At 46.3% G+C, this 16724-nt stretch carries 9 protein-coding genes and 1 other annotated feature; of the genes, 2 read left to right on the top strand and 7 right to left on the bottom strand.

Annotated features, from left to right (window positions below):
• Positions 1-23: 23 nt before the first annotated feature.
• The 3 genes from DESDE_RS04570 to DESDE_RS04560 all read right to left on the bottom strand — a co-directional run bounded on the left by DESDE_RS04570 (position 24) and on the right by DESDE_RS04560 (position 3929).
• Entirely contained in the window at positions 24-1238 is a 1215-nt protein-coding gene (locus DESDE_RS04570; protein ID WP_014792864.1) for a CoA transferase, read from the bottom strand.
• A gap of 314 nt (positions 1239-1552) precedes the next feature.
• Entirely contained in the window at positions 1553-3130 is a 1578-nt protein-coding gene (locus DESDE_RS04565) for an MFS transporter (RefSeq protein ID WP_014792863.1), read from the bottom strand.
• Positions 3131-3161: 31 nt separating this feature from the next.
• Positions 3162-3929 (bottom strand): enoyl-CoA hydratase/isomerase family protein, encoded by a 768-nt coding sequence (locus DESDE_RS04560; RefSeq protein WP_014792862.1) that lies wholly within the window; start codon positions 3927-3929, stop codon positions 3162-3164.
• A gap of 450 nt (positions 3930-4379) precedes the next feature.
• On the opposite strand from DESDE_RS04560, the gene DESDE_RS04555 reads away from it, so the two are divergent.
• Positions 4380-6359: a sigma 54-interacting transcriptional regulator gene (locus DESDE_RS04555; RefSeq protein WP_014792861.1), complete on the top strand. Its 1980-nt coding sequence runs from the start codon at positions 4380-4382 to the stop codon at positions 6357-6359.
• Between the two features lie 111 nt (positions 6360-6470).
• Here DESDE_RS04555 and DESDE_RS04550 read toward each other — a convergent pair whose 3' ends face one another.
• Both DESDE_RS04550 and DESDE_RS04545 read right to left on the bottom strand, forming a co-directional pair.
• Positions 6471-7439 carry an MBL fold metallo-hydrolase gene (locus tag DESDE_RS04550; RefSeq protein WP_014792860.1) on the bottom strand — a complete coding sequence of 323 codons (969 nt, stop codon included), beginning with the start codon at positions 7437-7439 and terminating at the stop codon, positions 6471-6473.
• Between the two features lie 130 nt (positions 7440-7569).
• Positions 7570-9231: a 2-isopropylmalate synthase gene (locus DESDE_RS04545; RefSeq protein WP_014792859.1), complete on the bottom strand. Its 1662-nt coding sequence runs from the start codon at positions 9229-9231 to the stop codon at positions 7570-7572.
• Positions 9232-9280: 49 nt separating this feature from the next.
• Positions 9281-9551: a binding site (T-box leader), on the bottom strand.
• A 212-nt stretch (positions 9552-9763) separates the two neighbouring features.
• Here DESDE_RS04545 and polC point away from each other — a divergent pair.
• Complete coding sequence (polC, locus tag DESDE_RS04540) at positions 9764-14104, top strand: DNA polymerase III subunit alpha (protein WP_014792858.1); 4341 nt, start codon at positions 9764-9766, stop codon at positions 14102-14104.
• Positions 14105-14166: 62 nt separating this feature from the next.
• Here the strand turns inward: polC and DESDE_RS04535 are convergent, their stop codons facing one another.
• Complete coding sequence (locus tag DESDE_RS04535) at positions 14167-14415, bottom strand: hypothetical protein (protein ID WP_019849629.1); 249 nt, start codon at positions 14413-14415, stop codon at positions 14167-14169.
• 84 nt (positions 14416-14499) lie between these two features.
• The gene (locus DESDE_RS04530; RefSeq protein ID WP_014792856.1) at positions 14500-16716 is read right to left on the bottom strand and encodes a molybdopterin oxidoreductase family protein; all 2217 of its coding nucleotides are present in this window, start codon (positions 16714-16716) and stop codon (positions 14500-14502) included.
• Positions 16717-16724: the final 8 nt, after the last annotated feature.

Below are 16724 nucleotides of genomic sequence, written 5' to 3'. Positions count from 1 at the left end.
AAAACGTTTTAGCACATAAAAGTCTATTTTTTCTTGATAACACCTTTCTCATAGAAAGCTTTGATCTCATTTTCGCTGTAGCCGAACTCACTCAGCACATCCTCGTTATCCATACCGTAGGTATGCCCGCTGCGGAAGATTTGGCTTGGGTTATTCCTGAACCTGGGAATGGGTGCTACCCCTTTAACCTTGCGGCCGCTGATCTCGTCATACCATTCCGTTATGGTCTCCCTGGCTTTGTACTGTGGGTTATCCAGCATTTTGTCATAGGTCATGACAATACTGCAGGGGATTTGATTTTCGTTCATAATGCGATCCACTTCTTCGGCAGTATGACTACGGCAGAATTCCACGGCGGCTTTCACGAATTTTTCAGCGCGGGGGCCATCCTCTTTGAAGATCACCGTATGAGGCTCCTGAAAGTCCGGATCACCGTCAAGACCCCAAAGCTTTTCAACTCTCCTTAATACTGCGCCTCCCCCTAAAGCCAACATAACGTAATTGCCATCTTTGCATTTCTGGACGTTTTCCAGGGCGGATTTCAAATCTTTATTGCCCATACGGGGCGGTTGTTTGCCGGAATTGACTCCTTCCAGGAGAAAATTCCCTTGAATACGGACCAGGCACTCGTACTGGGCGACATCGACACTTTCCCCCACCCCGGTTTGTTGGGTCCGGTAGAGTGCCGCCAAGGTGGCCCAGGTGGTATTCAACGCCGTCACATAATCCCCGGTAAAGGGTTTTGGTGCATAAGGAGGGGCCGGTTCCGGTTCTCCATTAATGGCCATATAGCCGCTGAAGGCCTGACCGATAGGGTCAAAAGATCCTCGTCTGATGTAGTCCGGATCGCCAGTCAGTCCAAAACCTGAAACATGAGTGATGACCAGTTTGGGATTGATCCCCCAGAGAAATTCGTCCGTAAGCCCCCACTTGGCCCAAGTACCTCCTTTGGAGGATTCAATCAGGATATCGCACCATTGGACAAGTTTGACTAATATTTCCCGGCCTTCGGGAGACTGAATATCCAAGGCCATGGTTCTCTCATTTCTATGCTCGCTTGACCAAACATCTCCAAACATACGAAACATATCGGGAACAGCCGTATTTTCCAGGTAAATAACCTCAGCACCCTGCTCTGCAAAGAGCGCCCCGGCAAATGGGCCTGCAATTGCCGACCCGGATGTAATGACCTTTAATCCCTGCAGGTTCCCAAATTTCGGAATCTCAGACTTTTTCATGCTTCACTTTCCCCTTTCAATCTGTCATGCACTGGTAGCTTCGATATCTATATAAAGCAAGAATGATGCCAACTCAAAGAAGGAAGAAAAATAATTCTCTTTGGCCTGATATTGCTGGGGAAATCCATTAGGAGACTTTTTCCATCCCCCAAAAACGAAACAAAGTGTTCAGTCAAAGTGTCTCATGCAAACACTTTCACAACAGAAAACATGTTTACTTTATACGTATTTCCTGAATGCCGAATAGCCGAGAAGCTGTGGTTTAAGGCACACAGCTTCTCGGATTAATCTTTTTAAATGGGTCTGTTTCTGTATTATTTGCTTCTATGGTCAAGGCCACTGGGACTTCCGTTGGTATTCGGCAAAGCAAATACAGCTACTATAAATGCTGCTACCGCTATAGCAATAATGATCGTACTCATCTGGTTGACCGCAATGACCATTCCATCAAAATTTGCTTTGGCATAGAGATCCTGAAAGCTAACCCCAATTTTGGCCAGATGATCTGCTAAGGTCGGGTCAATGACTTTGCCGGCTGTTTTTCCCGCTTCCACCACGGCAGGTATCATGTCTTCGCTTACTCCTGAATTCTGAGCCTCAGCAGCTATCTCTGTCGCCAGGGAGGAGGCAGAAATCGCTCCAAAGGCAGCCAGCATGGTCGTTTGTCCGGTGGGACTTCCCAAATCGCGAATCATAATATAAGTTCCTGAGCCGCTGCCAAGCTTTTCCGACGGAACAGCGGACATGGACATTTTCATGCAGGCGGGGGCAATAAACAACAAAGAACCGGACATAAACACCAAAGTCAGTACAATATACCAAAACGGTGTATCCACTGTGTACTGGGAATAAAGCAACGTACCGGCGATAAAGGTTCCCATTCCTATCAGCAAGACCGTTTTAATTTTAAACGAATCAATCAACTTGCCGCTGAGCAGCGATGTTGCCGCTCCGGCAAGATAAATCGATCCCGTCATAATGCCTACATAGGCAGTGCCTAAGCCCGGTTTGGCTGTAACGAAGTAGGAGTTAGTAAATACGGAGCCCTGGGAGCAGAGAGCAATAAAGAAATAGAGCAGGATCGGTGCGGCAAAGTAGCGGTTTTTAAGGATGGATAAGTCCATAAAGGGGTGACTGGTTCTTTTCTCCACATTCCAGAAACTTATGGCAAAAACAATGGCTAAACCCAGCATACCCAGGGTATAGGGTGATACCCAGCCAAAATTGGCAACCAGTACGGAAAGGGATAACCAAGTTCCTATGGTAAGCAGAAGCAAGATCGAACCGATATAATCAAAGGGCTTTCTCTCCGCAGTGGGAGTCTCGGGAACCGTTATATGCACCAGCGCAATGCCCAGGACTGCTAAGACGCCGCTTATAATATAAAGAGATTGCCAGCCGAATTTCGCAATCAAAATCCCGCCTAAAAAACCACCCATCGCTGAAGCAAAGGTCCCGACGGCAGTATACACTCCAACCGCTATTCCCCGCTTGTTGGGCGGAAATAAATAGCTGGCATAGGAAAGGCCGGCAGGGAGAACAGCAGCCACGCCAATTCCCTGACACAATCTGGCCAATAAGAAAAAGGGATAGTTTGTGGCAAAAGCAGCCATAAATTCACTTATAGCAAAAATAATCATACCGATCATGGCAATGCGTTTGCGGCCTATCTGATCGGCAATATTGCCAAAGACAGGGCCGCACACGGTAGCCGTCAGATAATAGCATAGACTGATCAAGGCTGCTGTGGCTACCGGGACTCCAAATTCCTTCGTCAGCACCGGCAAAGCGGGAATTTGAAAGGCCATTGCCTCGATCATGGTGAAAGTTCCCAATAATAACCCCAGATATGAAAACCACGGAGATTTCCGGCTCAGCTGTTCATTGGTCATATTGCTTCCTCCCAGCATGTATTACTTACTTCTATTTTTTCCGGTTTTTAAACGCTTCAATTAAAGCCTTATGCTCTTCTGTCTGGGTACAGAAAGGAGTCGATTGCAGTTCCGCTTCCAGCACAGAGTTCAATAAATTAAACAGGGTTGAATTGGTAATTCGTTTGGTGATTCTCACCGGAAGAGCAGGCATTTGGGCTAAGTCTGTGGCAAAATCCCGGGTAGCGCTTTCAATTTCTTCCGAAGAACAGACTCGGTTAACAAATCCCAACTCCTTGGCTTCCGCCGCATCAATAACTCTTCCCGTAAACCATAATTCTTTTGCTCTTTGAGCACCCATCATCAAGGGCATCAAGAGCATAGCACCCATTTCCGGTGTAATCCCTACCTTGAGGAAATTAGAGCTGAATTTGGCGTCTTCCGACGCAAAAACAATATCGCAAGCCATGGCCAGACTCATGCCTCCACCTATGGCATAGCCTTTTACCATAGCAATGACAGGCTTTTCCATCTCTTGTATCTTTCTTACTGCAAAAACAAATTTTTGTAAGGCCGCTCTGGAATTTTCAACAGTGGGTTCACCGCCAACCCCTGCTTTTAAATCGCCGCCCGAACTGAAATGATCCCCTTGTCCTTTGAGAATGATGACCCTGACATCCTTATCCTGATCCAGCTGATCCAAAACCTGAACCATCTTTACCATCAGATCAGCATCCATAGCATTTCTGCGTTCTGGTTTATTAATAATTACGTAAGCTATACCGTCATTTTGTTTTTCCCATAATAAAGTCTCGGACATTTAGTTACCTCCTGTTGAGCCGTGTGCTTTTATTTTGGCAAAGCTGTGAAATGATGTACTAGAAATTGCTCGCGTTTTTATCCCTCCTTTTTACTGTTCATAAACTTATCTTTTGGCAATTTATAATCAATGCAAAACTCATGCCAATTCATTGCTAAATCATTTACCTTTGGAGCCGTAGTGGGATCACTCCAAAACCAAATGTCCCATTGCTCACAAGGCGGAACACTTTGTTTGAACAAACTGTTCCACGTTTTTACGAAAAGGTTCGGAGTTGAAAATATTATTAATGTGGTGTAAGATGGCTATAAGATTGGGAAAGTTATTACTAACACCTCAAGTCACTACTGCTCAACCCTTTTGTTCATGATTGGTTTCTCGAAGTGAAAGAAAGGACATAAAGGTTTAAAAAATACTTTCACCATGATTTCTTCTGAGGAGGTTGTAACTATGCATTATACCCAGGAAGGAATTCTTGAGGCTTGGAAGAACTTTGTGATCCGCGGAGTGATCCAGGAAGACAACGTTCATCCTTCTGTGGCCCGATCATGGGAACGGTGCCGGAATCTTGGCCTTGATCCATGGTCCACGGAATTTCCTAAATGCAATACCTCCTTGTTGCAGGAAAAAAGAATTCAATATGCAGAATTGCTGTCTTTAGCGGCTCCGGTCATGAACTATCTTTATGCCTTGCTGGATTGCAACATAAGCATCTGTGATTCTGACGGTTTTGTTTTTGAGTTAATTACCCCGATCAAAAACTACCCCCGAACTTTAGGAGCCTATACCGATGAAGCGACTTGTGGAAACGGCGCTGTTACCATCGCTTTAAAAGAAAAAATCCCTATGAGAACCGATGGATATGAGCATTACCGCATTATCAGCCAGAACCATTCCGGCGTGAGTTCTCCTATCATGATCAACAACACCTTGGTTGCAGTTCTCAATGGAGTCAATCCCTTTGGCAGCCTTCACGATAATGCCCTTTCCATGACTATCACTGCAGCTAAAATTATAGAGTATTATCTGACGGCAGGACCCAAATCAACTAAGCCCCTTGAACTCAAACCTCTGATCAAAGAAATGATCGATGATTGCTCCTGCTTGGTTGTTGTTCTGGAGCATGATGGGACAATCCATACAGCAAACCAAATCTTCGCCAGCTCTTTTACCGGCTCCGACACGACCGGCAAATCCTTAGGGAGCTATCTTCCTAACAAAAATGATTTGGCTCGTCTCATGGCCAACAATTACGAGCAACCCAGTGAAGAAATTGAGTTTAAAGCGGATTTCGCAACCCATAAAAGAGAAACCCTCCGCTGCCGGCTGCTCAGAAAACAGCATATCCGGCTTCTTAACGGTGAAGTCCATACCCTGCTTATTTTCAAAAAGCAAGGCTCAGCCGAGCAAAAAGTTAACCATTCCAGTCCCTCCTGCTCTCCCGTTTCTATTTCCCATAAGCTCTCCAAGCCTCATGAGATTGACTATATTGGTGAAAGCACCACTTGGTCCAAAGTGGACAGCATTGTTCAAAAAACCGCCAAATTCCCTTCGAATGTGCTGCTGCTTGGGGAAACCGGGACGGGCAAAGAAGTGGTGGCTAAGGCCATTCATCAGCGCAGCGGCCGGAAAGGCAATTTTGTAGCTATCAATTGCGGGGCACTGCCGAAGGATTTACTCCATAGTGAACTCTTCGGCTATGAAGAAGGCGCTTTTACCGGTGCCCGTGCCCATGGTTCCATCGGAAAATTCGAACATGCTCACGAAGGAACCTTGCTTCTGGATGAAATAGGTGAAATGCCTCTGGACATGCAGGTAACTCTTCTGAGATTTCTCCAGGAGCGAACCATTACGCGGATTAGCTCCAATAAACCTAAAAAAGTGGATGTGCGCATTATCGCCGCAACCAATACAGATATGGCTGAACTCGTCAGACTGGGGCAATTTCGTCAGGATCTCTATTATCGGCTCAATGTCATTGAGATCAACCTTCCGCCGCTCCGTGAACGAAAATGCGATATTCCTTTATTGGCAGAACATTTTATATCCGAATTGTCCAGACAATACAACGTCCAATCCAAGCAAATCCATCCGGCTGCTCTCCAAATCCTTTGCAGCTATGATTGGCCGGGAAATGTCAGGGAATTAAAAAACGTTATCGAAAAAGCAATGATTTTGTCCGAAGGCCTGGAAATCACTCCCGAATTCTTACCCGAATATATTTTGCATTCTCAAAATACGACCTCTCAATCCAAACTATTTACTCCGCAGAATGGGGAATCTGAACGCGAACGCATCATTAACTTATTAGAAAGTTATAACGGCAATATCTTCCAAGCGGCAAAAGCTTTAAAAATGTCCCGCAATACCTTATACCGCAAGATGGAAAAATATAATATTCAATTAAAAACTTCAGCAGTCAAAAAATAAAAAGAAGCCAAGGCACATTTCTCCGCTTAAAATGTTGGAGGGCGAAATGTTACCTTGGCTCTTTTTCTATTTAACCATCTGCGTAATACCTTGATTTGTCTTATGGAGCTTTTAATTTACCAATTCGTAATAATTTCCCCCGTCGTGCCTCACCCGCCGAACTTCTCCTTTATGCACTAAATGCTCTAAATGAGCCATAGCTTCCCCGGAAGCAAACCATTTTTGAGCTGGGGGGAACTCATTCCAGCTGTTATATCTCAGCTCCCAGCGCATTCTTGCCGCAGTCTGACCCACTGTCTTTTTTCCATCACCCAGGATCTCTGCAATTTCAACAAGGCGCTCTTGATGGTGGGCAATCAGCTCATCGATCCGCTGTTGGTGATTTGCGATAAGGCTGCGATGGGCAGGAAATACCTGATCAATATCATACTGGCGTATCTTTTCAAGGCTCTTGATAAAGTTCCCGAGACTATCAATGTTGTAGTGGAAAAAGGTAATATTGGGGGTAATCTCATTGAGTATGTGATCACCGCCGAAAAACAGTTTATGAGTTCTTTCATAGAGACCGATGTGTCCCGGACTATGTCCGGGAATATTGATAATCTCCAATTTATAGGATCCGGCTTTTAAGCAGTCTCCCTCGTTCAGGGGTGTATATGCCAAAGGCTTTTTAGGAGTAATATCAAAGACCGCTTTCTCCGTTGAATTCATTTCCTGGCTTAAATTCAACACCTTATTCAATTCGCTCATAATGAGATCCGGAGAAGTTCTGTAGTTATTGAGCAGGATACCATCCTTTTTCCCAATATAAACTTTGCATCCCTTCTCGGCCAAAAAGTCAGCCAGTCCGGTGTGGTCCACATGCATATGGCTTAGTATCAAATCCGTCTTTTTCAGATCGATTTGGAGCTCCTCAACACCTTCCATGAAAGCAGTCTTACAAGCTTCCAGGTCAAATCCAGTATCCAAAATAAGGGGACGGTCCCCGGACAGAACGATATAGCTGTTCAATGTCTTTAATGGGTTATGGGGCAAAGGTATCTCGTTTAGATAGATACGAGGGTAGATTTCACGAATCATCATGTCACCTCAGCATAACATCATTCTGTTCATTCTAGCACAAAAAAACTGTGATTCCTAGGAAATGCAACGCCCCACAACGCCACCTTTGAGAAACTCAACCTTTACTGAGTGAGCGTTATGCATAAAGCTACCCCCTTATCATGGTGTTGACAGCACTGATTAACGCTTTAACCGAAGAAGTAAAGATATCGGTGTGAATTCCGCACCCCCAGTGAATCACTCCGTCCGGATCGGTTACTCCCACATAGGAAACGGCTTGGGATTTGGAGCCTAACTCAAGGGCATGCTCTTTATAAATTAGATTGGAGTAGGATAGCCCCAAGCGAGCCTGAAGGGCATTACTGATAGCGTCCAGGCGGCCGTTGCCTTCCCCGGATAGTTCTTGAATCTCGCCCTTGAACTCTATGGTGACCGTAGTATGAAAATCATCATCGCTAAGGAAGCGGAAGTTGACGAATTTAATGGGGCTCTCAATATTGACATATTCCTTGAAGAAAATATCCTTAATTTCTTCAGGCATGAGTTCTTTGTGCAGGTTATCGGAGACGTTTTTCACCTTATAACCGAAGTCTTCCCGCATCTTAGCCGGTAAATCAAGAGCATAATGCTGTTCCAGCATATAGGCGATGCCCCCTTTACCCGACTGACTATTAATGCGGATGACATCCCCTTCATACTCTCGGCCAATGTCCTGGGGATCAATGAGCAGATAAGGAACCGTCCAGCATTGACAGTCATGCTCTTCACGCCACTTCATGCCCTTCGTGATGGCATCCTGATGGGAGCCGGAGAAGGCCGCAAAGACCAGCTTGCCGCCATAAGGCTGACGGTCGTGGACTTTCATCCGGGTCAGTTTTTCATACCCGGCCGTAATTTCCAACATATTTTCAAAGTTCAGACCAGGGTCCACCCCATGGGAAAACAGATTGAGTGCTAAGGTGACGATATCCACATTGCCGGTGCGTTCCCCATTGCCAAACAATGTCCCCTCGATGCGTTGACCACCGGCCAGCAAGCCCAGCTCCGCATCAGCTACCGCAGTCCCACGGTCATTATGTGGATGGAGTGATAAAATCACATTGTCCCGATACTTGAGATGCTCGCTCATATATTCAATCTGACTGGCGTAAACATGGGGCATGGACATGGAAACAGTGACCGGCAGGTTGATAATCGCTTTATTTTCGGTCGTGGGTTCAAAAACATCGAGGACTTGATTGCAGATCTCCAGGGCGAACTCCATCTCCGTACCGGTAAAGCTTTCCGGGGAATATTCGAATTGGAAATTACCCTCCGTCTCCGCAGCATATTTTTTCAGCAATTGAGCGCCGCTTACGGCGATCTCTATAATCTCTTCCTGGCTCATTTTAAAGACCTGCTCCCGTTGGGCCACAGAAGTGGAATTATAGAGATGGACTACTGCCCTTTTTGCTCCTGCCAAGGCCTTAAAGGTCTTTTCGATAATATGGTCACGGGATTGGGTTAAGACCTGAATGGTCACATCCTCAGGAATCAGATCCTGTTCAATGAGGGTGCGCAGGAAAGCGTACTCTGTTTCCGACGCTGCCGGGAAGCCCACCTCAATCTCCTTAAAGCCAATCTTTAAGAGCATTTGAAAATACTCCAGCTTTTCTTCCAGGCTCATCGGTACCACCAGGGCCTGGTTGCCGTCCCGAAGATCAACACTACACCATGTGGGTGGCGCATTAATATACTCCTTTTCTGCCCACTTTAAGCTTTTTACAGGGGGCATGAAATACCCTCGGCGATAATTTTCTACATTTTTCATTGTTCATCATCCTCCCTCACAATTAAAAAAATCTTTCATCTCTATAACCTATAGAGACGAAAGATTTTAACATCTTACGCGGTACCACTCTCATTCATGCCCAAAGCATGCTCTCACAGATACGGGTCCACTATCTTCAAAGAGATTTCCGACCTTATATCCCCCTACTATAACGGTTAGGATCCGGCTCCACCTACTCTTTACCATTTCAGCGAGCTACTCCGAGGTGAGTTCAGCTCCATCTTTGCCGCTGTTTTACACCAACCAACAGCTCTCTAGGCGCTTAGATAAAACTTACTATTCCTCTTCGGCGTATTTATAAACTATTTAATGTATTCTATAACAGACTTTCAACTCTTGTCAAGAAAAAAAGCTTCTTCTTTCCGATTCACTCTCATGGTAAAATAGAAATAATGTGAGTCAAGCCTATTTGTAGTTAAACATCCGCAACAGATAGGCTTCCTGGTTTATTTTGAAGAAAACCCCAAAAACAAATAATTCAGAACAAGTATATGGAGAGTTTAGAGATAGTATGAAAAGAGTTCAGGAGATTTTTAGGGATTTTGAGGCTGGGGTCAGCTTAAACACAGCCATCGTCAAAGCAGTGGTGTTGAAGGAAAAGAGCAAAACCCTGGAAATGAAGATCAGCTCGGATAACTATATAGAGGTCAGCGACCTTGAATCTCTGAATCAATTTATAAGAGAACACCTGACCTTAGAGGATTCCGAGATTATCGTCGAGTACTCCGAGGGGACTCCCAAAAAACCCATCGAAGAGGAGCTCAAGAAAATCATCAGTTTGCTGGCCCGCAAACATCCCCTCTTGAAATCAGCCCTCAATAATTGTGACTACGACATCACGGATCAATCCATACAGCTTACCTTTAAGATTGCCGTTTCTTACTTACTCAAAGGCAAGGGCTATGACAAGATCATTCAGGAGGCGATTAAAAACCTCTACGGTGCCCATTATTCCATTCATTTTGCCGATAAAGTCAACCCTGAAGATTTGGTCCGGCTTCAAGAGGCTACCCAGGAAAAAGAACTTCAGCTGATTCAAAAAGAAAGGATGACGGCTCCCCCCAGCCTTGCCCCTGCTGAACATAAGGAAGCCGCGCCCGTGCCGGTGGAGAGTAAAGCAGATGACGGTAAAAAAAGCGACCCCAATCTCATTTTGGGCCGTAATGCCGCCATTAAAGACAAGGTCATCAAAATTACCGACATCACCCCGGATGAAGGTAGGATTGCTATACAGGGGGAACTATCCAATATCGAAGCCAAAGAATTGAAAAGCGGAAAAACTTTAGTTTCCTTTGATCTTTATGACGGCTCAAGCTCCATGACCTGTAAGGCCTTCCTCAAGCCCGGTGAAGAGGGAGAGGTCGTGTCCAGGCTGCAAAAGGCTAAAGGGGTTAAGCTTTCGGGAAATGCCGGCTTCAGCAAGTTTTCCGGGGAAATTGAGCTTATCGCCAACACCATCGTGGAAACTGAAGGCATGAAAAAATATATACGGCAGGATCTGGCCAAGGCGAAACGGGTAGAGCTGCACCTACACACCCAAATGAGTCAGATGGATGCCATGAACGGGGCCACGGATCTCATCAAACGGGCCATGAGCTGGGGAATGAAATCCATTGCCATTACCGATCATGGTGTGGTTCAATCCTTTCCCGAAGCCCATAAGCTCCTGGGCAGAGATAATCCCAATATGAAGGTGATTTATGGTGTTGAGGCTTATTTGGCACCGGATAAGAAGCCTTCCGTGACCAACCTTAAAGGTCAGAGTATTGATACCACCTATTGTGTCCTGGACTTGGAAACTACCGGCTTCTCAGCCGTCACAGAAAAGATTACGGAAATCGGGATCATGAAGATCCAGGGGGGCAAGATCATCGATCAATTCGGCTGCTTCGTGAATCCCGAAAAGCCCATCCCCGCCAGAGTCGTGGAAGTGACCAACATCACCGATGATATGGTCAAGGATGCCGAGACCATCGACCAGGTCTTCCCTAAGCTTTTGCAGTTTATAGAAGGAAGCGTTTTGGTCGCTCATAATGCTGATTTTGATATGGGCTTCCTGAAGCACACCGCCAAAGTCTTAGGTTATAATTTTGACTATACTTATTTGGATACCTTGTCCTTAGCCAGAGAGCTTTTCCCGGATTACAAAACCTATAAATTAGGGAGAATCGCTAAGAATCTGGGCATTAAAGTGGAAGTCGCTCATAGGGCTCTCGACGACGTGGGTACCACCGTTAAAGTATTTAATATCATGGTAGACATGCTTAAGGAACGGGGAGTGGAGACCCTCGCGGACATCGACCTGAAGGCGTCGGACGAATCTGCCAAGAAGGACGAATATAAAAAACTTAAGACTTATCATGCTATCATCTTAGCCAAAGATTACACTGGACTGAAAAACTTATATAAGCTGGTCTCCTATTCTCACCTGGACTATTTCTATAAAAAGCCCCGCATTTTAAAGAGCCTCTATAAAAAGTATTCAGAAGGCTTAATTCTCGGCAGTGCCTGCAGTGAAGGGGAGCTTTTCCAAGCTATCCTGCTGGGAAGATCGGACGAGGAAATCGAGTCCATCGCCGAAGAGTACGATTATCTGGAAATCCAGCCTCTCGGCAACAATGATTACCTCATCAGAACCGAGCAGGTACCGAATAAAGACTACCTCATGGAGATTAATCGCAAAATTGTCGCCCTAGGTGAAAAGCTCAACAAACCGGTAGTGGCCACGGGGGATGTGCATTTTCTGGATCCCGAAGATGAAGTCTACCGGCGGATCCTGGAGGCAGGCCAGGGCTTTAAGGATGCGGACCAGCAGCCCCCCCTCTATCTGAAAACCACGGAAGAAATGCTGGAGGAATTCTCCTATTTGGGCGAAGAAAAGGCCTATGAAGTGGTGATCACCAACACCAATCTTATCGCCGATCTCTGTGAGCCTATCAATCCGATTTCATCGGAAAAAGCCACCCCTCATATTGAGGGCTGTGAGGAGACCATTAAGGAGATTGCCTTTAGCAAGGCTCACGAACTCTATGGAAATCCTTTACCGGATATCGTTCAGCAAAGGCTGGATAGGGAGCTGGATTCCATCATCAAAAACGGCTTCTCCGTGATGTATATCATCGCCCAAAAGTTGGTCTGGAAATCCAACGAAGACGGCTATCTGGTTGGATCACGGGGTTCCGTGGGTTCTTCTGTAGCCGCCTATATGACAGGGATCACAGAGGTCAATGCCCTGCCTCCTCACTACCGATGCCCTGGCTGCAAGTACTCGGATTTCTCCGATTATGGTCATAAGATCGGTTTTGACTTACCGGATAAAGAATGCCCTGTCTGTGGAGCAAAGCTGGATAAGGATGGCATCGATATTCCCTTTGAAACCTTCCTGGGCTTCAACGGGGACAAAGAGCCGGATATTGACTTAAACTTCTCAGGGGAATACCAGGCTAAAGCCCATAAATACACAGAGGTTATCTTTGGTAAAGGCACCACCTTCAAGGCGGGAACCATCGGCACCATCGCCGATAAGACAGCCTTTGGCTATGTGCGGAAGTATTTTGAGGAGAAGAACCGGACCGCCAATAAAGCGGAAATCATCCGCATCGCCAAAGGCTGCACAGGGATCAAGCGAACCTCGGGACAGCATCCGGGGGGCATCATCGTGGTGCCCAAAGGCCGGGAGATCTTTGAGTTCTGCCCTGTGCAGCACCCTGCCGACGACCCCAATTCAGATATCATCACCACCCATTTTGACTACCACTCCATTGACCAGAACCTTTTGAAGCTGGATATTCTGGGCCACGATGATCCCACAGTGATCCGCATGCTTCAGGATATTACCGGTGTGGATCCGAAAACCATTCCTATGGATGATAAAAAAACCATGTCTCTCTTCTCCTCCACAGAAGCCTTAGGGGTAACCCCTGAACAGATCAACTCCAAGGTGGGAACCTTCGGCATTCCCGAATTCGGCACCCGGTTCGTCCGGGGAATGCTCCTGGATACCCTGCCTAAAGCCTTCGAAGACTTAATCTGTATCTCAGGTCTTTCCCATGGCACCGATGTGTGGCTGGGGAATGCCAAGGACTTAATCGATGCGGGTACAGTAACCTTAAGTGAAGCGGTCTGTACTCGCGACGAGATTATGACCTATCTCATCCGCAAGGGTCTCCCCCCCAACACGTCCTTTAAGATTATGGAAACGGTGCGTAAAGGTAAAGCTCTGAAGGATTCCAAATGGCCGGAGTACGAAACCTTAATGAGGGAGCACAATGTTCCGGAATGGTACATTGATTCCTGCCGTAAAATTAAATACATGTTCCCTAAAGCCCATGCTGCAGCCTATGTGATGATGGCCTTCCGTATCGCTTGGTTTAAAGTGCATATTCCATTGGCCTATTACGCAGCCTATTTCACCATTCGTGCCAAGGCCTTTGACGCCGAATTTATGACCTTTGGCAAAGAAAAAGTCAAGGCGAAAATGAAAGAGATCGAGGCTCTGGGTAATCAGGCGGCACCTAAGGATAAGGATATGTACGATGACTTGGAGATCGTCTTGGAGATGTATGAGAGGGGCTTCTCCTTCCTGCCCATTGATATCTACAATTCCCATGCTACAAAATTTCAGGTAGAGGGCAATGCCTTAAGACCCCCTTTGAACAGCATCTCCGGCATGGGAACCGTCGCTGCTGAAGGATTGTACAGCGCCGCCCAGGAAAAACCCTTCAAATCCCTGGAGGATGTCAAGAAACGGGGCAAAATCGGGAATTCCACTCTGGAATTGCTGAGTAAATTTGATTGTTTAAAAGGGATACCGGAAAGTGATCAGATAAGTTTCTTTGATTTAATCAGTTAAAAATTGCCTGGATCTTTGCTAAGCGAAGATTCCAGGCAATTTTAGATTAATAGTCAGACTTCTTATTCTTTCAGAAAATCCAGTAGTTTTGCTTGAAGAATTGCCGTGCAAGGAATAACAATAATCAGAACACCAAATAGGGCAAGTACATCCATAATCGTGTCTTGCGGGGAAATCAAATTAAACGCCGACCAATACACTTTCCAAACAAAAAAGAAGCTAATGATCACCGTAAAGAGTTTCATTTTTTGTTGGCTTACCCTTATAAATATTTTTTCATCTTTTTCTTTTTTGATTCCACTATTATTCATAATATTACCATCGATATCTTTATTTTGGCTAGGACTTAATCCGAGCCAATAAATACATTTATTAACCTGATTATACCACATAGCTTATTGAGCGAGGCCAACTTTTTCAATACGGCAGGCTGAGGTCTTATACATCGGCTGTTTTGAAAAGGGGTCCTTCCAATTTAAGGTCAAATGGTTAGCCGCTTGCTTAAGATGAGCTTCTGAAGGATCAAGATCTCCGAAATGATAGGGTACAAAAACTTGCCCCGGACTCAAGGTGGTGCTTATATGGGCGGGAACTTGAATCCATCCCCGGCGGGAAACTACCCGAATACGTTCACCCTCTCGAATATCCAGTCTTTCCGCATCAAGAGGATGAAGCTCTACAAAACCTTCCGGTGCAGTAATCACCAGCTCAGGGATGCGCTTGGTCTTGGTGCGGGTATGGTAATGCTCAAGGATGGAACCGGTATTCAACCAAAGAGGAAAGTCTTCATCAGGGCTTTCCGGCGGAGGAGTATAGGGAATAGCCCAAAGTCTTGCCCGTCCTTCTTCATGATTAAAATCACCGTATTCCTGAGCTATCCCTTTGGACGTATTAAAGACCCTGGCCGTATACAAGCGTTTGGTGCCGGGATGATGGATATCAGGACAGGGCCAACAAATTCCCTGTTCTTTTTCCAACCGCTCATAGGTCATCCCGGACATGTCGTTCGGTCTGCCTTTGGAGAGTACTTTCCATTCATTAAAGACTTCTTCAGGATTCAGCCAGGAAAAGCCTTCTTCGGCCCCGAGACCCTTGGCGATTTCCTGAAAAATCTTCAGATCCCCTTTCGCTTTTCCCGGAGGTTCCACCGCCTGATTAGCCAGATTGACCCGTCTCTCGATGTTGGTGTAGGTCCCGGTTTTCTCTCCCCATTGTGCCCCAGGGAGAAAGAGATCCGCATAGGCCGCTGTTTCCACAGGGTAATACACATCCTGCACCACGAGAAAGACATTCTCGAGGGACTTACGAACGCTCTTTTGATCCGGGAGGGATACGGCCGGATTGGTGCCGATCACCCAGAGCAAATCCAACTTACCCGTATCAATGAGTTCCATCATCTTCATAATATCATGAGTATAGGCAGGGATCTTCTCCACATCCAGCTTCCAAGCTTCGGCCACTTCCAAACGGTGCTGAGGATTGGCAGGATTCCGAAAACCCGGCAAGGAAAAGCTGCCTCCTACATCCCGGTTGCTCATGGCAGAAGCCTGCCCGGTTAAAGAAATAGGAGCACATCCTGGTTTACCAAGCTTACCCGTTATCAGATGCAGGGTATTGATCAAGGCTGCTGTATCCGTAGCGGACATACTCTGATTAACCCCTTGTCCATAAAGAGTTGTCCCTCGTGCCGCCTTGCCAAAAAGCAAAGCCGCCTCCACAATGGTTTCAGCCGGAATTCCCGTTAACTCTTCTCCCCGCCCAGGGGGATAATCTTCCACCAGAGCTTTTACGGCAGAAAAGCCCACGGTATGCTCATCGATCATTTCTTCATCCAGGAGATTTTCCCTGATGAGAACATGGATCATGGCATTAAGCAAAGCAATATTGGTCCCCGGGCGCAAGGGCAGGTGAATATCGGCTATTTGTGCCGGTAAGGTAGTGCGAGGGTCTGCCACAATGATCTTGGTCCCTTTAACTTCGCGGTTATGCAAAATCCGCTGCCACAGCTGGGGATGCATCTCCGCCGGATTGGCTCCGAAGATTAAGAGCACCTCCCCTTCATCCACATCCTCATAACAACCGGGGGACCCATCCGTACCAAAGGAGCGAATTGTGCCCTTCACTGCGGAGGCCATACAAAGACGGGTATTGGAATCCACATTCGGTGTTCCAATGACCCCTTTGGCCAGTTTCCCTAAAGCGTAATACTCTTCCAACAGCAACTGCCCCGTGTGGTATACCCCTATAGCCTTAGGTCCTTTTTCATTACGGATTTCTTCCATTTTATTGATCATAAAGGTCAAAGCTTCCTCCCAAGACACAGGCTCCAGCTTATCCTTTTTACGAATCATAGGGGATGTAGCTCGCTCCGGGTGCTGGAGAAACTTCCATTCATAAAGCCCTTTGACACAGAGCCTTCCCCTATTGACAGGAGAATCCTGATTCCCCTCTACCGTTACAGCCTGGCCGTCTTTGACTCCGATATAGAGACCGCAACCTACTGAACAATACCCGCAAGTAGAATAAACCCATTCATCCACCTCAATCATGGGATTGGAATCCAAGGGGGATTTATCCATCAAATGTTTAATAACCTCTCTGAGTTTGGTCATAGGCCCTT

This window comes from Desulfitobacterium dehalogenans ATCC 51507 (genome assembly GCF_000243155.2).
GTDB classification, from domain to species: Bacteria; Bacillota; Desulfitobacteriia; order Desulfitobacteriales; family Desulfitobacteriaceae; genus Desulfitobacterium; species Desulfitobacterium dehalogenans.
The sequence above is the reverse complement of the archived record's forward strand: the minus strand, read 5'-3'. Positions and strand labels throughout refer to the sequence as shown.

Bases quoted from the DNA above. Each gene is read 5' to 3' on its own strand.
- DESDE_RS04570 (WP_014792864.1), bottom strand. From the start codon at position 1,238: ATGAAAAAGTCTGAGATTCCGAAATTTGGGAACCTGCAGGGATTAAAG.
- DESDE_RS04565 (WP_014792863.1), bottom strand. From the start codon at position 3,130: ATGACCAATGAACAGCTGAGCCGGAAATCTCCGTGGTTTTCATATCTG.
- DESDE_RS04560 (WP_014792862.1), bottom strand. From the start codon at position 3,929: ATGTCCGAGACTTTATTATGGGAAAAACAAAATGACGGTATAGCTTAC.
- DESDE_RS04555 (WP_014792861.1), top strand. From the start codon at position 4,380: ATGCATTATACCCAGGAAGGAATTCTTGAGGCTTGGAAGAACTTTGTG.
- DESDE_RS04550 (WP_014792860.1), bottom strand. From the start codon at position 7,439: ATGATTCGTGAAATCTACCCTCGTATCTATCTAAACGAGATACCTTTG.
- DESDE_RS04545 (WP_014792859.1), bottom strand. From the start codon at position 9,231: ATGAAAAATGTAGAAAATTATCGCCGAGGGTATTTCATGCCCCCTGTA.
- polC (WP_014792858.1), top strand. From the start codon at position 9,764: ATGAAAAGAGTTCAGGAGATTTTTAGGGATTTTGAGGCTGGGGTCAGC.
- DESDE_RS04535 (WP_019849629.1), bottom strand. From the start codon at position 14,415: ATGAATAATAGTGGAATCAAAAAAGAAAAAGATGAAAAAATATTTATA.
- DESDE_RS04530 (WP_014792856.1), bottom strand. From the start codon at position 16,716: ATGACCAAACTCAGAGAGGTTATTAAACATTTGATGGATAAATCCCCC.